The organism is Pseudomonas sp. HMWF032 (assembly GCF_003060885.1).
In the GTDB taxonomy this organism is placed as follows: Bacteria; Pseudomonadota; Gammaproteobacteria; order Pseudomonadales; family Pseudomonadaceae; genus Aquipseudomonas.
This window is the reverse complement of sequence record NZ_QAIG01000002.1, coordinates 167,476-182,511: the sequence shown is the minus strand read 5'-3', so window position 1 is coordinate 182,511 and position 15,036 is coordinate 167,476. Positions and strand designations below refer to the sequence as shown.

15 protein-coding genes and 1 pseudogene are annotated in these 15,036 nt (G+C 62.3%); 7 read left to right on the top strand and 9 right to left on the bottom strand.

Translation table 11 applies throughout. From position 1 onward, the window contains the following. Positions 1-199: 199 nt before the first annotated feature. Positions 200-946: a class I SAM-dependent methyltransferase gene (locus DBR00_RS01590; protein ID WP_108489735.1), complete on the bottom strand. Its 747-nt coding sequence runs from the start codon at positions 944-946 to the stop codon at positions 200-202. A 187-nt stretch (positions 947-1,133) separates the two neighbouring features. Here DBR00_RS01590 and DBR00_RS01585 point away from each other — a divergent pair, with 187 nt between their 5' ends. From DBR00_RS01585 to DBR00_RS01570, 4 genes are all read left to right on the top strand, one after another. Then, on the top strand, positions 1,134-1,820 hold the full coding sequence (locus DBR00_RS01585; RefSeq protein WP_108489689.1) for a GNAT family N-acetyltransferase: 687 nt from the start codon (positions 1,134-1,136) through the stop codon (positions 1,818-1,820). Positions 1,821-1,976: 156 nt separating this feature from the next. Continuing rightward, on the top strand, positions 1,977-2,453 hold the full coding sequence (eco, locus tag DBR00_RS01580) for a serine protease inhibitor ecotin (protein ID WP_108489690.1): 477 nt from the start codon (positions 1,977-1,979) through the stop codon (positions 2,451-2,453). A gap of 149 nt (positions 2,454-2,602) precedes the next feature. Next, entirely contained in the window at positions 2,603-3,046 is a 444-nt protein-coding gene (locus DBR00_RS01575; RefSeq protein ID WP_108489691.1) for a DUF2846 domain-containing protein, read from the top strand. 185 nt (positions 3,047-3,231) lie between these two features. Next, on the top strand, positions 3,232-3,813 hold the full coding sequence (locus DBR00_RS01570; RefSeq protein ID WP_108489692.1) for an NAD(P)H-dependent oxidoreductase: 582 nt from the start codon (positions 3,232-3,234) through the stop codon (positions 3,811-3,813). 80 nt (positions 3,814-3,893) lie between these two features. On the opposite strand, the gene DBR00_RS01565 is transcribed toward DBR00_RS01570, so the two are convergent. The 5 genes from DBR00_RS01565 to DBR00_RS01545 form a co-directional block, all read right to left on the bottom strand. Next, a complete protein-coding gene (locus DBR00_RS01565) occupies positions 3,894-4,742 on the bottom strand; it encodes a CAP domain-containing protein (RefSeq protein WP_108489693.1) in 849 nt (282 codons plus the stop codon). Between the two features lie 107 nt (positions 4,743-4,849). Continuing rightward, the gene (locus tag DBR00_RS01560; RefSeq protein ID WP_108489694.1) at positions 4,850-5,326 is read right to left on the bottom strand and encodes a hypothetical protein; all 477 of its coding nucleotides are present in this window, start codon (positions 5,324-5,326) and stop codon (positions 4,850-4,852) included. A 237-nt stretch (positions 5,327-5,563) separates the two neighbouring features. Beyond that, entirely contained in the window at positions 5,564-5,974 is a 411-nt protein-coding gene (locus DBR00_RS01555; RefSeq protein WP_108489695.1) for an HPF/RaiA family ribosome-associated protein, read from the bottom strand. A 219-nt stretch (positions 5,975-6,193) separates the two neighbouring features. After that, on the bottom strand, positions 6,194-6,955 hold the full coding sequence (locus DBR00_RS01550; RefSeq protein ID WP_108489696.1) for an ABC transporter permease: 762 nt from the start codon (positions 6,953-6,955) through the stop codon (positions 6,194-6,196). Then, positions 6,952-7,881 carry an ABC transporter ATP-binding protein gene (locus DBR00_RS01545; protein ID WP_108489697.1) on the bottom strand — a complete coding sequence of 310 codons (930 nt, stop codon included), beginning with the start codon at positions 7,879-7,881 and terminating at the stop codon, positions 6,952-6,954. The genes DBR00_RS01550 and DBR00_RS01545 overlap by 4 nt, the downstream gene beginning before the upstream one ends. A gap of 161 nt (positions 7,882-8,042) precedes the next feature. On the opposite strand from DBR00_RS01545, the gene DBR00_RS01540 reads away from it, so the two are divergent. Beyond that, entirely contained in the window at positions 8,043-8,342 is a 300-nt protein-coding gene (locus DBR00_RS01540; protein ID WP_108489698.1) for an I78 family peptidase inhibitor, read from the top strand. 42 nt (positions 8,343-8,384) lie between these two features. On the opposite strand, the gene DBR00_RS01535 is transcribed toward DBR00_RS01540, so the two are convergent. Further along, positions 8,385-10,211 (bottom strand): long-chain-acyl-CoA synthetase, encoded by a 1,827-nt coding sequence (locus DBR00_RS01535; RefSeq protein WP_108489699.1) that lies wholly within the window; start codon positions 10,209-10,211, stop codon positions 8,385-8,387. A gap of 158 nt (positions 10,212-10,369) precedes the next feature. Between DBR00_RS01535 and DBR00_RS01530 the strand changes: the two genes are divergently transcribed. Both DBR00_RS01530 and DBR00_RS01525 read left to right on the top strand, forming a co-directional pair. Continuing rightward, positions 10,370-11,437, top strand: coding sequence for an AraC family transcriptional regulator (locus tag DBR00_RS01530; protein WP_108489700.1), 1,068 nt, complete (start codon positions 10,370-10,372; stop codon positions 11,435-11,437). Between the two features lie 21 nt (positions 11,438-11,458). After that, the gene (locus tag DBR00_RS01525; protein WP_108489701.1) at positions 11,459-12,997 is read left to right on the top strand and encodes a sigma-54-dependent transcriptional regulator; all 1,539 of its coding nucleotides are present in this window, start codon (positions 11,459-11,461) and stop codon (positions 12,995-12,997) included. A 9-nt stretch (positions 12,998-13,006) separates the two neighbouring features. On the opposite strand, the pseudogene DBR00_RS01520 reads toward DBR00_RS01525, so the two are convergent. Both DBR00_RS01520 and DBR00_RS01515 read right to left on the bottom strand, forming a co-directional pair. Next, positions 13,007-13,774: pseudogene (locus DBR00_RS01520) on the bottom strand (crotonase/enoyl-CoA hydratase family protein). A 108-nt stretch (positions 13,775-13,882) separates the two neighbouring features. After that, positions 13,883-14,794, bottom strand: coding sequence for an SDR family oxidoreductase (locus tag DBR00_RS01515; protein ID WP_090251709.1), 912 nt, complete (start codon positions 14,792-14,794; stop codon positions 13,883-13,885). Positions 14,795-15,036: the final 242 nt, after the last annotated feature.

The following is a 15,036-nucleotide window of genomic DNA, read 5'->3' as shown; positions in this document are numbered from 1 at the left end:
CCCGCCGTAAGGACGGAACCGTTACCCGAGAACAACACAGCGGCGGCGGTCAACTGCACACCTGTCGTATCTCGCGGCTAAAGCCCCTCCCACGAATTCGATAAAAACGCACTGGATGTAGCAACTCGCCCGGACAACCGCCTCAACGGTAGATGGATAAAGCGTCACCCAGCCGACGGATCTGGGGGGCTTGAAATGCTTACCCCTTCTTCACACAAGCAAACAACGCATTGCCCGACGCGCCATCCCACGGGATGAGCTTTTGGTAGTCATGCTCCAGCACATGCACCTCAAAATACGGCTGCAACAGTGCCTGTAACTGCACAAAGCTCACCGCCACCATCGGGTGTTCGTCGTGCCACACCTCGGTTTGCCCAGCCGTCGACTTTTCAATGCGCAAGCACAACGCCTGCTGCTCGCCCTCGCCCGCATAGCGCCAACCGGAGCTGAACGTGAACTGGCTGTCGTCATAAGCGGCGTTGTGCGCAGCAAACAGACGGTTGTCGATCCGTTCTTTATCGACGGCGTTAAAGCAGAACAGACCACCGGTATCGAGTGCCGCATGAGCGCTGGCGATGCAGGCTTTCAGCCGGTCGAGGCCGCCGCTGTAGTGAATGGAATAGAGAAAGCAGGTGATCAGGTCCAGCGGCTCGCTGACGGTAAAACCGCACATGTCCTGCAAGGCGAAGTGCGCTTGCGGGCAACGCAGCGCGGCCTTGTCCAGCATCGGCTGGTTAATGTCGAGGCCGCTACTGGTGTAGCCGGCCGCGATAAAGTGCTGCACATGCGGCCCTGTTCCGCAGGCCAGATCGAGGTGGCGGCTGCCGGCGTTGCCAAACAACTGCTGCACGCGGTGAATGCAGTGGCTTTGCGCCGGATAGTCGATATCGGCGCACATCAGGTCGTAGTAATCAGACAGGTCGGTGTAGAGGGCATTAACGGACATGGAGACCTGGTGATCAGCGGGCGGCTTGCGCGGGCGCGCATCATAGCCCAAGCCTGGACCGTGCCGTTGAGCGTCTGCCCGCCGAGCACCGCAGCCCGCACGACGATGCCTGCACGCCCTGCCGAGGGCGGTACAATGCCGCCCTTACCGACCGCGCACTCGCGCACGCCCCGGAGCCAGACTGACGATGTTCACCCTTGTACACCTGGATAGCCCGCCCCCCGAATCGCTGAACAGCCAGGTGCTGCAGATGGTGGTGGACTACCTCAGCGACATCAGCCCGGTGTCACTGACGCCCAGCAACCCGCTGTATCAGCTGTACCAGTACGTGATGGGCTACGAGATGCACCTGTACCTGCGCGCCATGCACAGCGAGCAACCAAGCAGCGCGCGGTTGATCCTCGCCCTGAGTGATCAGGACCCGTCCCAGGTGCTGGGCTTTGCCCTGTATTTACCGGCTCAGGATGCTCCCGAGGCCTGCACCCTGGCCTATATGGCCGTGCAGGCCAGCCAGCGTCGCCACGGAATTGCCCGCGCCCTGCTGCAGCAGATGATCAGCCGCCACCCGCACGCTGAACTGGCCTGCGTGGCCGGCAAGGTCGCCACCTTCGAGGCCATGGGCTTTCAGGTGCTGGCCGCGCGCGGGCCGCAGGTGCTGATGAGCACCCGTAACTACAGCGCGAACGGTATGTTGGCGGTGCAGGACCTGGCGCCGATATTCCAGTCCACCGAAGTCCGGCAGATTCACACCTACCTGCTCAAGCAACACGGCAAGCGAGCCATGAGCGACGCCGAGAAGCAGCGCGACCGCTTGCTCGACCAGATGGCCCAACACGCGCAGGCGCTGGTGCGTGAGCGCCTGACCGTGCATTGAAGCCTCGGGTATCGGGGCGATCCGCCGGGGCTCGGCTTGCCAAGGCCAGGAACTTCACCTATCCACAGGGTGTCAGTGGGTGCTCATCCACTCTGGCTGCTCACCCCATCCATGTCTCAACAGACGGCCCACAAGCCTCATGACCAAGGATTTTGTATGACCTCGCCGAAACGCTCCCTGCTCGTTCTCGCCTTCGCCCTGCCACTGGCCGCCTGCGCGGCTACGCCCGAGGCGCTCAAACCTTACCCTGCGGCCAGCGCAGGCTTTAATCGCCACGTGATTATGCTGCCGGCGCAAGCCAATGAGGACGAGTACAAGGTCGAACTGATTGCCGGCAAAACCCTGGACGTGGATTGCAACCAGCAGCGCCTGGGCGGCCAGTGGCAGGAGAACAGCGCCGAAGGCTGGGGCTACACCTATTACCAACTGAGCCAGGTCGGCCCGGCGATGAGTACCCTGATGGCCTGCCCCGACAACAGCCGCAAGCAGGCCTTTGTGCCCGTGGGCGGCGAACCGCATCTGGTGCGCTACAACAGCAAACTGCCTGTGGTGATTTATGCCCCGGCCGATGTGCAGGTGCGCTATCGCATCTGGTCGGCGGCAGCCAATAGCACGGCAGCGCCACAGCAATAAGCGGCTGACACCCCGCCATTACCGGTGCGGCGACTCGCACCGGTAGCTAACCGCTGATATGCATTTGCATTTACTCGACTCTGCGAATAGGGTGCGCGGCGGCATAGCAAAATGCCACCCCATAGACACCACTCAGGAACGAGTAACCCATGTCCAAGAAAATCATGATGTGTTTTGCAGTGCTCGCGATGGCGCTGCTTTCAGGCTGTGCATCGGTTCCCATGGAATCTGCCGAGCAGAACCAGGCGCTCAAAGCGTTTCCGGCACCGGCGCAGGATAAAGCGGGCTTGTATATCTTCCGCGATTCGATGCTGGGTTCGGGCTTGAAAAAAACCGTCAAGATCAACGATCAGGTGATTGGCGAAACAGCCATCAACACCTACTTCTACCGCGAAATCGCACCCGGCACCCATGTGCTGTCGACCGAATCGGAATTCGGCGATAACACCCTGACGCTCAATGCCGTGGCCGGCAAAACCTACTACATCCGTCAATACATCAAGATGGGGCTCTTCGTCGGAGGCGCCAACCTGGAACAGGTCTCTGAGGCAGAAGGCCGCAAGGGCGTCGCAGAAACCGACCTGGCTCGCTAAACAGCTGCCTTGCGCAGTGCTCGGCATCACCGCGAGCACTGCGCAGCGGCCTTTTGCAGCACCGTCTGCAAAGCTGCGCATGGCGTCACTCATGCGCGGCACTCACAAATCTTTTGCCTACTCGCGGCTGTTTCGCAACGACCGCGCGCCCTAGCATGCCGCCATCATTTACCGAGGCGCATGCCATGAAAAACATCCTGCTGCTCAACGGCGGTAAACAGTTCGCCCATTCTGCCGGCCGCTACAACACCACCCTGCACGACACTGCGCTGGCCTTTCTCGACCGCGCCGGTTTCGACCTCAAGCACACCCATATCGACAGCGGCTACGACGTCACCGAGGAAGTGCAGAAATTTCTCTGGGCCGACGTGATCATTTATCAAATGCCCGGCTGGTGGATGGGGGCACCCTGGACGGTGAAAAAGTACCTCGACGAGGTGTTTACCGCAGGCCACGGCAGCCTCTACGCCAGCGACGGTCGCACCCGCTCGGACGCCTCACAGAAATACGGCAGTGGCGGCCTGATCCAGGGCAAGCAGTACATGCTGTCGCTGACCTGGAACGCGCCGCAGCAAGCGTTCGACGACCCGACTGACTTCTTTGCAGGCAAAGGCGTGGATGCCGTCTACCTGCCCTTCCACAAGGCCAACCAGTTTCTCGGCATGCGCGCCCTGCCGACCTTCCTTTGCGTCGACGTGATGAAACGCCCCGTCATCGAGGCCGATATCGCCCGCTACGAACAACACCTGGCGCGGGTGCTGGGCTAAGGGGCCAGGCCGTGCGCACCACAGCCAGGAGCCGGGTTTACCCGCCGATCAAGTAAGGCGCTCGATCGCCCTTAGCGCCATTACGGCGCGCCAAACAGCGCTGTCCAGTAAATCCCCGCATCGCTCTTCGGGTCGTTGGCATAGGCGGCGCCCAGTTCGCTGAATTGCGGGCTCATCAGGTTGGCGCAGTGGCCGGGGCTGGCCAGCCAGCCGTCGACCACTTTGCTCGCGCTATCCAGGCCAGCGGCGATGTTCTCGCCGATACGCTGGCCGCTATAGCCGGCTAACTCTGCACGGTCGCCGGGGGTGCGACCGTCAGGGTCTTGATGATCGAAGAAATTGCCGTTGGCCATACTCCGGCTGTGGCTGTACGCCGTGCTGCCGAGCACATCGTTCCAACTCAACGCCGGTGCCGGCGCAAAGCTCTGACGGCCGCACTGGCGGGCTGTCGTACGCGCCTGGTTGATCTGCGCCAACAGCTTGTGCCCTTCAGCCTGCCAATCGCCCAGACGGCTGGCCAGCAATGGCCGCGCCAGCAGAATGCGCCAGTCGCGATCCTGGCGACTGACACCGATATCGACAAACTGCGGGTCAAGCACGATCTGGCAGAAGCTTTCCTTGAGCACCTGCAAGGCAGAAGCGGCATCACGCGGGCCGGACAGGCTGATGGCCTGCACGTTGACCATCGGGTAACCGCTGCTGGCCATAACGGCCTGTAAATCCGCACGCCCCGTGGCCGGCAGCAATAACCGCGGGTCGGCACTCAGGGGCGGCAGCTCGGCAGAAGCCTGACTGCCGCAGCGCTGCACCTCGCTGCGGTAATGGTTGATCAAGCCAATCAGTTGCGTTTCTTCGGCGGCCTGCACGCCGCCATGCAACAGCCCCAGCACCAGGGCGACGAACGCCCGAGTCATGCATCTGCTACCCATAGAATTCCTCGATCTGGCCATGCCCATACGGCTGGGCTTGCTGATCTTGGCGCACCTGGCGTGGCGATACCAGTGCGGCACCACCTCAAGCGGCCAGCGCGGGCGACTCAGACGTAGATACTGACGCCGCCCTTGGCCTGCAGCCAATCGCGGTAGGTGGTCAGCGAATGGGTCTGCTGTTCGCCGTTGTAGCCCACAAAGTTGTCGAGCTTGTCCAGGCCGGCATCAACCAGCTTGTTGACCTGCGCCAGCAGCTTGGCGGCGTCATCACGGTCCAGCTTGGCAACATCGGGCAGGGCGATCTTCGATTTTGCACTGTCCTGCTCGGCCGCCGGACGCAAACGATCGCTGGCCAGCGCGCTGCTGGCAGGATTGCCGCCGCCCTGTATGGCGCGCAACAAACCACCGCGACTATTGGCCACCAGGTTATCGGCAAAACGGCGAATCTCTGCCAGTGGATCAGCCGGTGGCGCGCTGGGTTTATCACTGGCAGTCGCCGCCCCACCCGCAGTGCTGGCTGTGCTCGGTTTACTGCTGTTGGCAAAGTAACTCGCCAGTGGCGAGTTGTTGGAAATACTGGTCATGACAAAGCCCCGCAACGGTCAGTTGAACAGGCTTTTGCAGAAAATGGGCCAGTTCTCTGAAACCCAGCAATGGCAAGGGGTGAGTGCCTTGCTGCGGACGTTGAGGCGGAAGTGCCTTGCCGCCTCGGGCAGTGACTTGCCGCTACCGGCCGCTGAAACGACAGCGCCCCCGCAGAAACCTGCGGGGGCGCGAGCAAAGGTGGATGGGCCGTCTGTCAAACGCCGGCCCGTATCTGATCAGACCGCGCGCAGCTGTTCCTCGGCGAGGAAGTCCTCACGCAGCAGTGCGTCCTGGCCGATGTCAGCCGCTTGGTTGGCCGGCAATGGCGTAGCGCGTTTGCTGCGCAATTTGCCGAACTGATGGTCGAGGGCGTGGTGCAGTTTTTCGATGGAGCCTTCAATGGCCTGCTCCAGGGATTCGGCCTTGTGGGTCACGCTGAGCGGTTGCAGGCCTTTTGGCCGCGCTTCGATCTGGCAGCGTTTGTCATGTGCACCGGCTTTGGCGCCATTGTCATCATGCAGGTGAACGACGATACGGGTCAGCTCGTCGTCGAAACGTTCCAGCTTGCTGGCGACACTGGCACTCACCCACTCCACCAGCCGTGCGCTGCTTTCAATGTGGTTATCGCTGTGAACTTGGATTTGCATAACGCTTTCCTTCTTCAACTGTTCGCGAGTAGCGTCGCCAGGTAAGGCGACGACTTCAGCCTACGCCACTAAGCCCCCCATTAGGCAAGCTGAAAAACGTATCGCGGCCGTACATCACCGCGCAGATGAACATAAAAGTCAGTGCCAAGCCCCGTGTTTACTGGCGTGTAACCTGATGAATGCAAATCAGACAAAAGTTGTCCGCCGCGTCAAAATGCCTCAACTTTTGAGGCGATAACCCGTTTTGAAGATCAGCCCCACCACCAGGATGCACAGCAGCAGAAAGCCGAAAATCATCGCCAGGCTCAGGCCGACGTTCACGTCAGAAACGCCGTAGAAGCTCCAGCGAAAGGCGCTGATCAGGTACACCACCGGGTTGAACAAGGTCACGGTCTGCCAGGCCGGCGGCAACATGCTGATCGAGTAAAACGCGCCACCGAGGAAGGTCAGCGGCGTGACGATCAGCGCCGGCACCACCTGCAATTTCTCCCAGCCATCGGCCCACACGCCGATGATGAAACCGAACAGGCTGAAGGTCAGCGCGGTGAGCACCAGAAACGCCAGCATCCACAGCGGGTGAAGAATCTCGAAATCGACAAACAGCCGCGCGGTCACCAGGATCACCAAACCGAGAATGATCGACTTGGTGGCCGCCGCACCGACATAGCCAATCAGGATTTCCAGGTAGGACACCGGCGCCGAGAGCAGCTCATAGATGCTCCCCGAATACTTGGGCATGTAGATGCCGAACGAAGCGTTGGAAATGCTCTCGGTGAGCAGCGCCAGCATGATCAGCCCCGGCACGATAAACGCCCCGTAACTGACGCCCTGCACCTGGGTCATGCTCGAACCGATGGCCGAACCGAACACCACGAAATACAGCGAGGTGCTGATCACCGGGGTGGCGATGCTCTGCAGCAGGGTGCGCCAGGTGCGCGCCAGCTCGAACAGGTAGATGGCCTTGATGGCATACAGATTCATGCACGTGCCCCTTTTACCAATTCGACAAATATCTCTTCCAGTGAACTCTGGCTGGACTGCAGATCCTTGAAGTCGATGCCGTGCTGGGCCAGGTCCTTGAGCAGCTCGGCAATGCCGGTGTGCTCGCTCTGGGTGTCGAAGGTGAACACCAGCACGCGGCCCTCGTCGTTCAGTTCCAGCGGGTAACGCGCCAGCTCGGCGGGGATGCTCACCAGCGGCTGTTGCAGTTGCAGGGTCAGCTGCTTCTTGCCGAGTTTGTGCATCAGTGCCTGCTTGTCTTCCACCAGAATGATCCGGCCCTTGCTGATCACCCCGATGCGGTCGGCCATTTCCTCGGCCTCTTCGATGTAATGGGTGGTGAGGATGATGGTCACGCCACGCTCACGCAGACGACGCACCATGTTCCACATGTCGCGGCGCAGCTCGACGTCGACGCCGGCGGTGGGCTCGTCGAGAAACAAAATCTGCGGCTCGTGGCTCAACGCCTTGGCGATCATCACCCGGCGCTTCATGCCGCCGGACAGCTCGAAAATCTTTGCGTCGCGCTTTTCCCACAGCGACAGGTCTTTGAGCAGTTGCTCCAGGTAAGCCGGATCGGGCTTCTTGCCGAACAGGCCACGGCTGAACTTCACCGTCGCCCAGACGGTTTCGAACACATCGCTGACCAGCTCCTGCGGCACCAGGCCGATCTGCGAGCGCGAGGCGCGGTAGTCCTTGATGATGTCCTGGCCGCCCACCAGCACCCGCCCACCGCCCGGATTGACGATGCCGCAGATGATGCTGATCAGCGTGGTCTTGCCCGCGCCGTTGGGGCCAAGCAAGGCAAAGATTTCGCCGGGGCGAATATCCAGATTGATGTCCTGCAGCGCCGGATGGCCGCTGGCGTAGGTCTTGCTCAGCTGTTGAATCGAGATCACCGCGTGCACAGAACCTCCTGCTCTGGGGAAAAGCGCAATTGTAGGGAAGTTGGCCGGGCTTGCGGAAATGCTGATGCAGTAACCTGAGCAGATTGACCAGCCCAACGTTGAGCTACAACGGATACGGCTGCTAGGCTGCCACGAGTTTTATGCAGACAAGGAAATACACCATGGCTCTTCGTCACGCCCTCGCCAGCCTTAGCTTTCTCGCCCTGCTGGCCGGTTGCAGCTCACCGCCGCCCGCCCAGCCAACCGCCGAAATCAGCGGCGACTGCGATGTCGAGCAGGTGCACGGCGTACTTGGCAAGACCGCCAGCGCCGAACTGATCGAGCAAGTGCAGCAGCACGCCAACGCCAAAACCCTGCGCGTGCTCGCCCCTGGCGACGCCGCGACCATGGATTACAACCCGCAGCGTCTGAATATCGATATCGATGAAAGCGAAGTGATCATCCGCCTGACCTGCGGTTGAGTGCACCCTGACACACTAAAGCGCGTGCCAGGGTATTGAGCCTCAGTAACGGTAGTTACCGGCGCTGATGGCCACTTGCAGCTCGCAGGTCAGTGGCACATAGCGATCAGATCCGGGCAGCCAGGCATACAGCGGATCGCTGCAGCGGTCGAGGTCGTAGGCCTGCTCCTTCAGCGGCGCTTTCTTGTGTTTGAAGGTGCCAGTGGTTTCCATTGCCGCGCTCAGCCTTAAGAACAGCGGCACGGCGTAGGCCGGCAGCTCCTGGCGCACGTGCGTGAGCAGGGCCTGGAAATCAAAATCCTCTGGCGCACAGGCCAGACGGATGCAGGCCATGCCAGCACGGCCATTGGTGTTGGGCACCTCGACGCCATAGACCACGGCCTCGCTGACCTCGGCCACGCCATCAAGCACCGCCTCGACCTGAGTGGTGGAGACGTTCTCACCCTTCCAGCGAAAGGTATCGCCCAAGCGGTCGACAAACTGCGCATGGCGAAAGCCCATGTCGCGCATCAGGTCGCCGGTGTTGAACCAGGCGTCACCCGGTTCGAACACATCACGCAGGATGCAACGCTCGGTGTCGCGCGCGTTGGTGTAACCATGGAACGGCGACTTGTCGGTGATCTTGCCCAACAGCAAGCCCGCCTCGCCTTTGGCTACACGCTGCAGATGGCCGTTCTCACGCAGCGGCGCCTCGCGCTCCTGGTCGTAGCGGACGATGGCATAGGGATAAGGCGAGAAGCCCACGGTGTTGTCGAGATTGAGCAGGTTGGTGAAACCGATGTTGCCTTCACTGGAGGCATACAGCTCGACCACCCGCTCGACCGCAAAGCGCTGTTTGAACGCCTGCCAGATGCTCGGGCGCAGGCCGTTGCCGACCATCACGCGGATCGGATTGGCGGCGTCGCTGGCGCGCGCGGGCTGGTCGAGCAGGTAGCGGCACAGCTCGCCGACATAGCCGAAGGCGGTCGCCCGATGTCGCTCCACGTCATCCCAGAAACGGCTGGCACTGAACTTGCGCACCATGATCAGCGCCGCCTGACCGGCCAATACCGAACCCCAGCACACCACCATGGCGGTGCCGTGATAGAACGGCAGGCTGACGTACATGCGGTCCTCGCGGCCCAGGCGCACAGCAGCGAAACCGAAGGCACCATAGCCCTTCATAAAGCGCCCGTGGTTGAACACCACGGCTTTCGGCAGGCCGGTGGTGCCAGAGGTGTAGATATAGAAACAGGGGTCATCAGCGCGTACTGCGCGTTCCAGCCACGGCGCATCGACGGGATAGCCCTGCAGCGCGGCGGCCGGGTGCTGCCAGCCTGCGGGGGCCTCGCCGGGATCACGCCAGGTTGGGCGATCGGCAAAGTAGTGGCAGGCATCGGCAGGCAGTGCCACCTGCGCCGCGATTTCCGTGAAAGCCTCCAGCAGTTCCTCACCCACCAGCACCATGCGCGGCGATGCCAGGCTGATGCTGTGGGCCAGCACGCGGCCGCGCTGGCTGCTGTTGATCAGCGCGCTGACCGCACCGAGCTTGGCACAGGCGACCACCCCGGCGAGCAGCTCGAAGCGGTTCTCGAACATCAGCGCCACGCTGTCGCCCTGGCGTAACCCCTGGGCACGCAGATAGTGCGCCAGCTGGTTGGCCCAGCGGTCGAACTCGGCGTAACTGAGCTGCTCGTCGCCCTGAATCAGCGCCACGCCGTGTGGATTGTCGCGGGCCGCCGCCTCAATGCAACTGGCCAGGCTGACGGGGTAGTCGCCACGGCTGCGATTGCCAATATGCAGTCCCTTGACGATCGCGGGCAGGTCGACCAGCAGACGGGGCAAGCGAGACAGCAGGCGGGGCAAGGTGATCAGGTCAGCATGACTCATGGCGCAGGACTCCAGGCGGTGCGAAGCACTCGATGTTGTTTGCCGGCCAATCTAGCCGCTCGCTGCTGTGCGTTTAATAGCCAGCGGTTGCATCACTGTGGCAATTTGTCTCACCGGCGACGCACAATCGCCTGACCCTGGTTGGAAAAGGACGCCCCATGCCACTGACCCACACACCTAGCGCAACCGCTTCACAGTTGCTCGATCTGTACCTGTCACTGCAGGGATTCGACCTGGCCGGCCCGGATGACCTGGACGAATTGGGCGTCGAGCTCGAGCAGTTGAAAAACCTGGAAATGCGCGTGCCGGTGCGTTGGGCCTTGCACCTCTGGCAGCGCGCCGCCAGTCGGGGGGCACGCGCGGAGATTGGCCTGCTGGTTGGCCAGCAGCGCGGCCTGCACACCCGCGGACCGGTTGCCCACCTGGCCGCGCAGAGCGCCACGCTGGGCGAGGCCATTGAGCTGTTTCGCCGCTTTATCCCGGTGATGAGCGAGGGCGAAAACCTGCGCGTTGAATCACTTGCCGGGCGGGTGCGTATCCACTTCCTGTTCAATGCGCCGCTACTCGGCCACCCCGTCGTCAGCGAGCACAGCCTCAGCTCCGCACTGTGCTGGGCGCGTCAGCTCACGGGAGTGCGACTGATGCCGCAAGCGGTCGGTTTTCGTCATACACCACTGGCGCCCCCAGCGATCTATCGACAGGTGTTCGGGGTGCCACCACGCTTTGCCGAGACCTTCGATTACCTCGACCTGCTGGAGAGCGATCTACAGCTAGCCGTGCTGGGGGCCAATGCCTATCTCAAGGACCTGATGCAGCAACGCGTGAGTGCCATCCAGGCCCAGTTGCCCACACAGCACAGCACCCGCCTGCAGGTGCTGCAGTTGATCGAGCAGAACCTGCTCAGCGGTGATCTATCGGCAGACGGGATAGCACGGCACCTGGCCATCAGCCGGCAAACCCTGCACCGGCACCTGCGCACAGAAGACTGCTGCTTCTCAGACCTGTTGACCCTGGTGCGCCGCCAACACGCACTGCAACGTCTGCAGCAACCCGGTTGTAGAGTCGAGGCGCTCAGCCGTGAACTGGGTTTCAGCGAGCCAAGCGCCTTCTACAAAGCCTTCAAGGGCTGGTTTGGCCTGTCGCCGAAAGCCTACCAACAACAGGTCGCTGGCGAGTCGACAGATTTAACTAAGCCCCGCAGACCGGGCATACTGGCGCACCTGTAAACCAGTCGGCCGCCCGTTTCCATGCGTATTCACGTCACCTTTATCGACCGCGTTGGCATCACCCAGGAAGTGCTGGCCCTGCTCGGCGGGCGCAACCTCAACCTGGATGCGGTGGAGATGGTGCCGCCCAACGTTTATATCGACGCCCCAACCTTAAGCCCCGAGGTGCTTGATGAACTGCGCGAGGCGTTGTTCAAGGTACGTGGCGTGCAGGCCGTGACCATTGTCGACATCCTCCCCGGCCAGCGCCGTCACCTGCAGCTCGATGCCCTGCTCGCGGCCATGACCGACCCGGTGCTGGCGGTCGACAGCCAGGGCCGTGTGCTGCTGGCCAACCCGGCGCTGATTGAGCTCTGCGGCCAACAGCCCGAGGGGCTGGGCATCAGTGAGCTGTTCGCTGACAACCCGCTGGAAGTGGAACTGCTCGACCAGGGCTTCCGTCTGCCGATGCGTGAAGTCACCCTCAAAGGCCAAGCATTGCTGCTGGATGCGCAACCAATCACCGAAGGTGTCGACGGCAGCGCGCGGCACCTGGCCGGCGGCCTGCTCAGCCTGTACGCGCCGAGCCGCATGGGCGAACGCCTGGCGGCGCTGCACCATGATCACGCCGAGGGTTTCGACTCGCTGTTGGGTGACTCCGCACCGATTCGCAACCTGAAAACCCGCGCCCAGCGCGTCGCTACCCTCGATGCACCGCTACTGATTCAGGGCGAAACCGGCACCGGCAAGGAGCTGGTAGCGCGCGCCTGTCACGCTATCAGCATGCGGCGCACCGCGCCGTTTCTGGCGCTGAACTGCGCGGCATTGCCGGAGAACCTCGCCGAAAGCGAGCTGTTCGGCTACGCCCCCGGTGCCTTTACCGGCGCCCAGCGCGGCGGCAAGCCAGGGCTGCTGGAGCTGGCCAACCAGGGCACGGTGTTCCTCGATGAAATCGGCGAAATGTCGCCCTATTTGCAGGCCAAGCTGCTGCGCTTTTTAAGCGATGGCACCTTCCGCCGGGTCGGCGGCGAGCGTGAGGTCAAGGTCAATGTGCGCATCCTCAGCGCCACCCACCGCGATCTGGAAAAAATGGTCGGCGAAGGCGCGTTCCGTGAGGATCTGTTCTACCGCCTTAACGTACTCAAGCTGGAAGTGCCCCCCCTGCGCGAGCGCGGCCAGGACATCCTGTTGCTGGCGCGGCACTTTATGCAGCAGGCCTGCGCACAGATCCAGCGCCTGCCCTGCCGCCTGACGCCGGACACCTACCCGGCGCTTCTAGGTAATCGCTGGCCAGGCAATGTGCGCCAGCTGCAGAACGTGATCTTCCGCGCGGCGGCGATCTGCGAAAGCAATCTGGTGCAAATCGATGATCTGGATATCGCCGGTACCGCCGTGGCCGCGCAACAGGCCGAGGGCGAAGTCAGCAGCCTGGAAGCGGCAGTGGCCGAGTTTGAAAAGAATCTGCTGGAAAAGCTCTACCCCAGCCACCCCTCCACCCGGCAACTGGCAACCCGCCTGCACACCTCGCACAGCGCGATTGCTATGCGCCTGCGCAAATACGGGATTCCAGGCAAGCCGTAAACACGCGGCTCAGAAGGTGCCGTGCCGCCCACTGCCATCCTTGAAGCGCTGCGCACCGGCCTGGGTTTCACCGCTGGCAATCACCGCCATGCCGCCCGCAAACTCGTTGGCCATGGCCTGAGCGAACGGCAGGTTCTATTGCGCATAGGCACTGGCGCGGTCAGCGAGCATGCAGCGCTGCGGGAAGCCGGCAATCTCCAGCGCCAGTTGCTGCGCGGCAGCCAACGCGCTACCGGCTGCCACCACCCGGTTGACCAGGCCCATGCTCAGCGCCTCTTCAGCCAACACCGGGCGACCGGTAAGGATCAGATCCAGCGCGCGGCCCTGGCCGATAATCCGTGGCAACCGCACGGTGCCGCCATCGATCAGCGGCACGCCAAAGCGCCGGCAAAACACCCCGAGCACCGCGTTATCGGCCATCACCCGCAGGTCGGCCAGCAGCGCCAACTCCAGGCCGCCGGCCACCGCGTGACCTTCGATGGCGGCGATCAGCGGTTTGCTCAGCTGCATGCGACTCGGTCCCATCGGCCCGTCGCCCTCGGTTTCCAGGCGATTGGCACGCTCAGCGCCTGCGGCCACCGCACCCAGATCAGCCCCAGCGCAGAAGGTGCCGCCCGCGCCAGCCAACACCGCCACCCGCGCCTGTTCATCCGCTTCAAAAGCCCGCAATGCCGCGGCCAGCGCCTCAGCCGTCGGCCGGTCGACTGCATTGCGCACCTCGGCGCGGTTGATGATCAAGATGGTGACCGGGCCGTTCTTTTCGATGATGACGCACATGACCTGCTCCCTAAAATGCCGAAGGCCGGCATTTAGCCGGCCTTCACCTTAAAGCCCTGGGCGGTGGAAATCAGCCTGCTGACCGATCTCCCCGTCAGAGTGGCGCAATCAAAGGGCGAACTTCTGCAGGTTGGCCATCATCTCTTTCATCGCTTCGATATTGTCCTTCGGATGGGCGGCGCCTTCGAAGTCGCAGATCTGCGCGAAATTGGCCGCCACATCTTCCGGGCTATAGCCTTCGCGCGGGTCGAAGCCGGCACCCAGGCTGCGTTCCCAACGCACTTTGCCCATCCAGCCGCCACCCACTTCGAACAGGCCGGAGGTTTCTTCGCAGGCATTGCTCGCCAGGTACACCACCAGCGGGCTGACCAGTTCAGGCTTGAGCTGCTCAAACACCTGCGGCGGAATCAAGCCTTCAGTCATGCGCGTACCGCCGGTAGGCGCGATGGCGTTGACCAGGATGTTGTTCTTGCGCCCTTCGAGGGCCAGGGTGCGGGTCAGGCCGTACAGGCCGAGCTTGGCCATGCCGTAGTTGGACTGGCCAAAGTTGCCGTAGATGCCCGAGGTGGACGCGGTGAAAATCACCCGGCCATAACCCTGCTCCCGCATGTGCGGCCAGGCGGCGCGGGTGACCTTGTAGGCCCCCTCGACGTGCACTTTGTAAACCAGGTCCCAGTCGGCGTCTTCCATCTTGTGGAAAGTCTTGTCACGCAGGATGCCGGCGTTGTTGACCACCACATCGATGCGACCGAAGGTATCCAGGGCGCATTGCACGATCTTCTCGCCGTCGGTCACCGAGTCGTGGTTGGCCACAGCGGTGCCGCCCGCTGCGCGGATTTCCTCAACCACCTTATCCGCCGCCGAGGCATTGGCGCCTTCACCGTGGGTGCTGCCGCCCAAGTCATTCACCACCACCTTGGCACCGTGCTTGGCGAACAGCAGCGCGTGAGCACGGCCCAGGCCGCCGCCGGCCCCGGTGACGATTACAACCTGATCTTGAAAACGGATGGCGTCGCTCATGCAGCACTCCTCGGCAGATTAACAATGCGCCGAGTGTCCAGCAGACGTGCCCTGGTCACAATAGACACGAGCAGCGCTGAATGGTGCGCAATAAAGCAGCGGGATAGTCCGCTAAGGCAACCGCATAAAAGTGGCCTGTTTGTCGCGGCTACGGCTGCATGGATGCAGGAGGTAGAGCGAAGCAGGATGCCAGAGCCGAAAGCCCCTCCCACGATTTATCGTCAGCAGACAGCAGGTCGTGG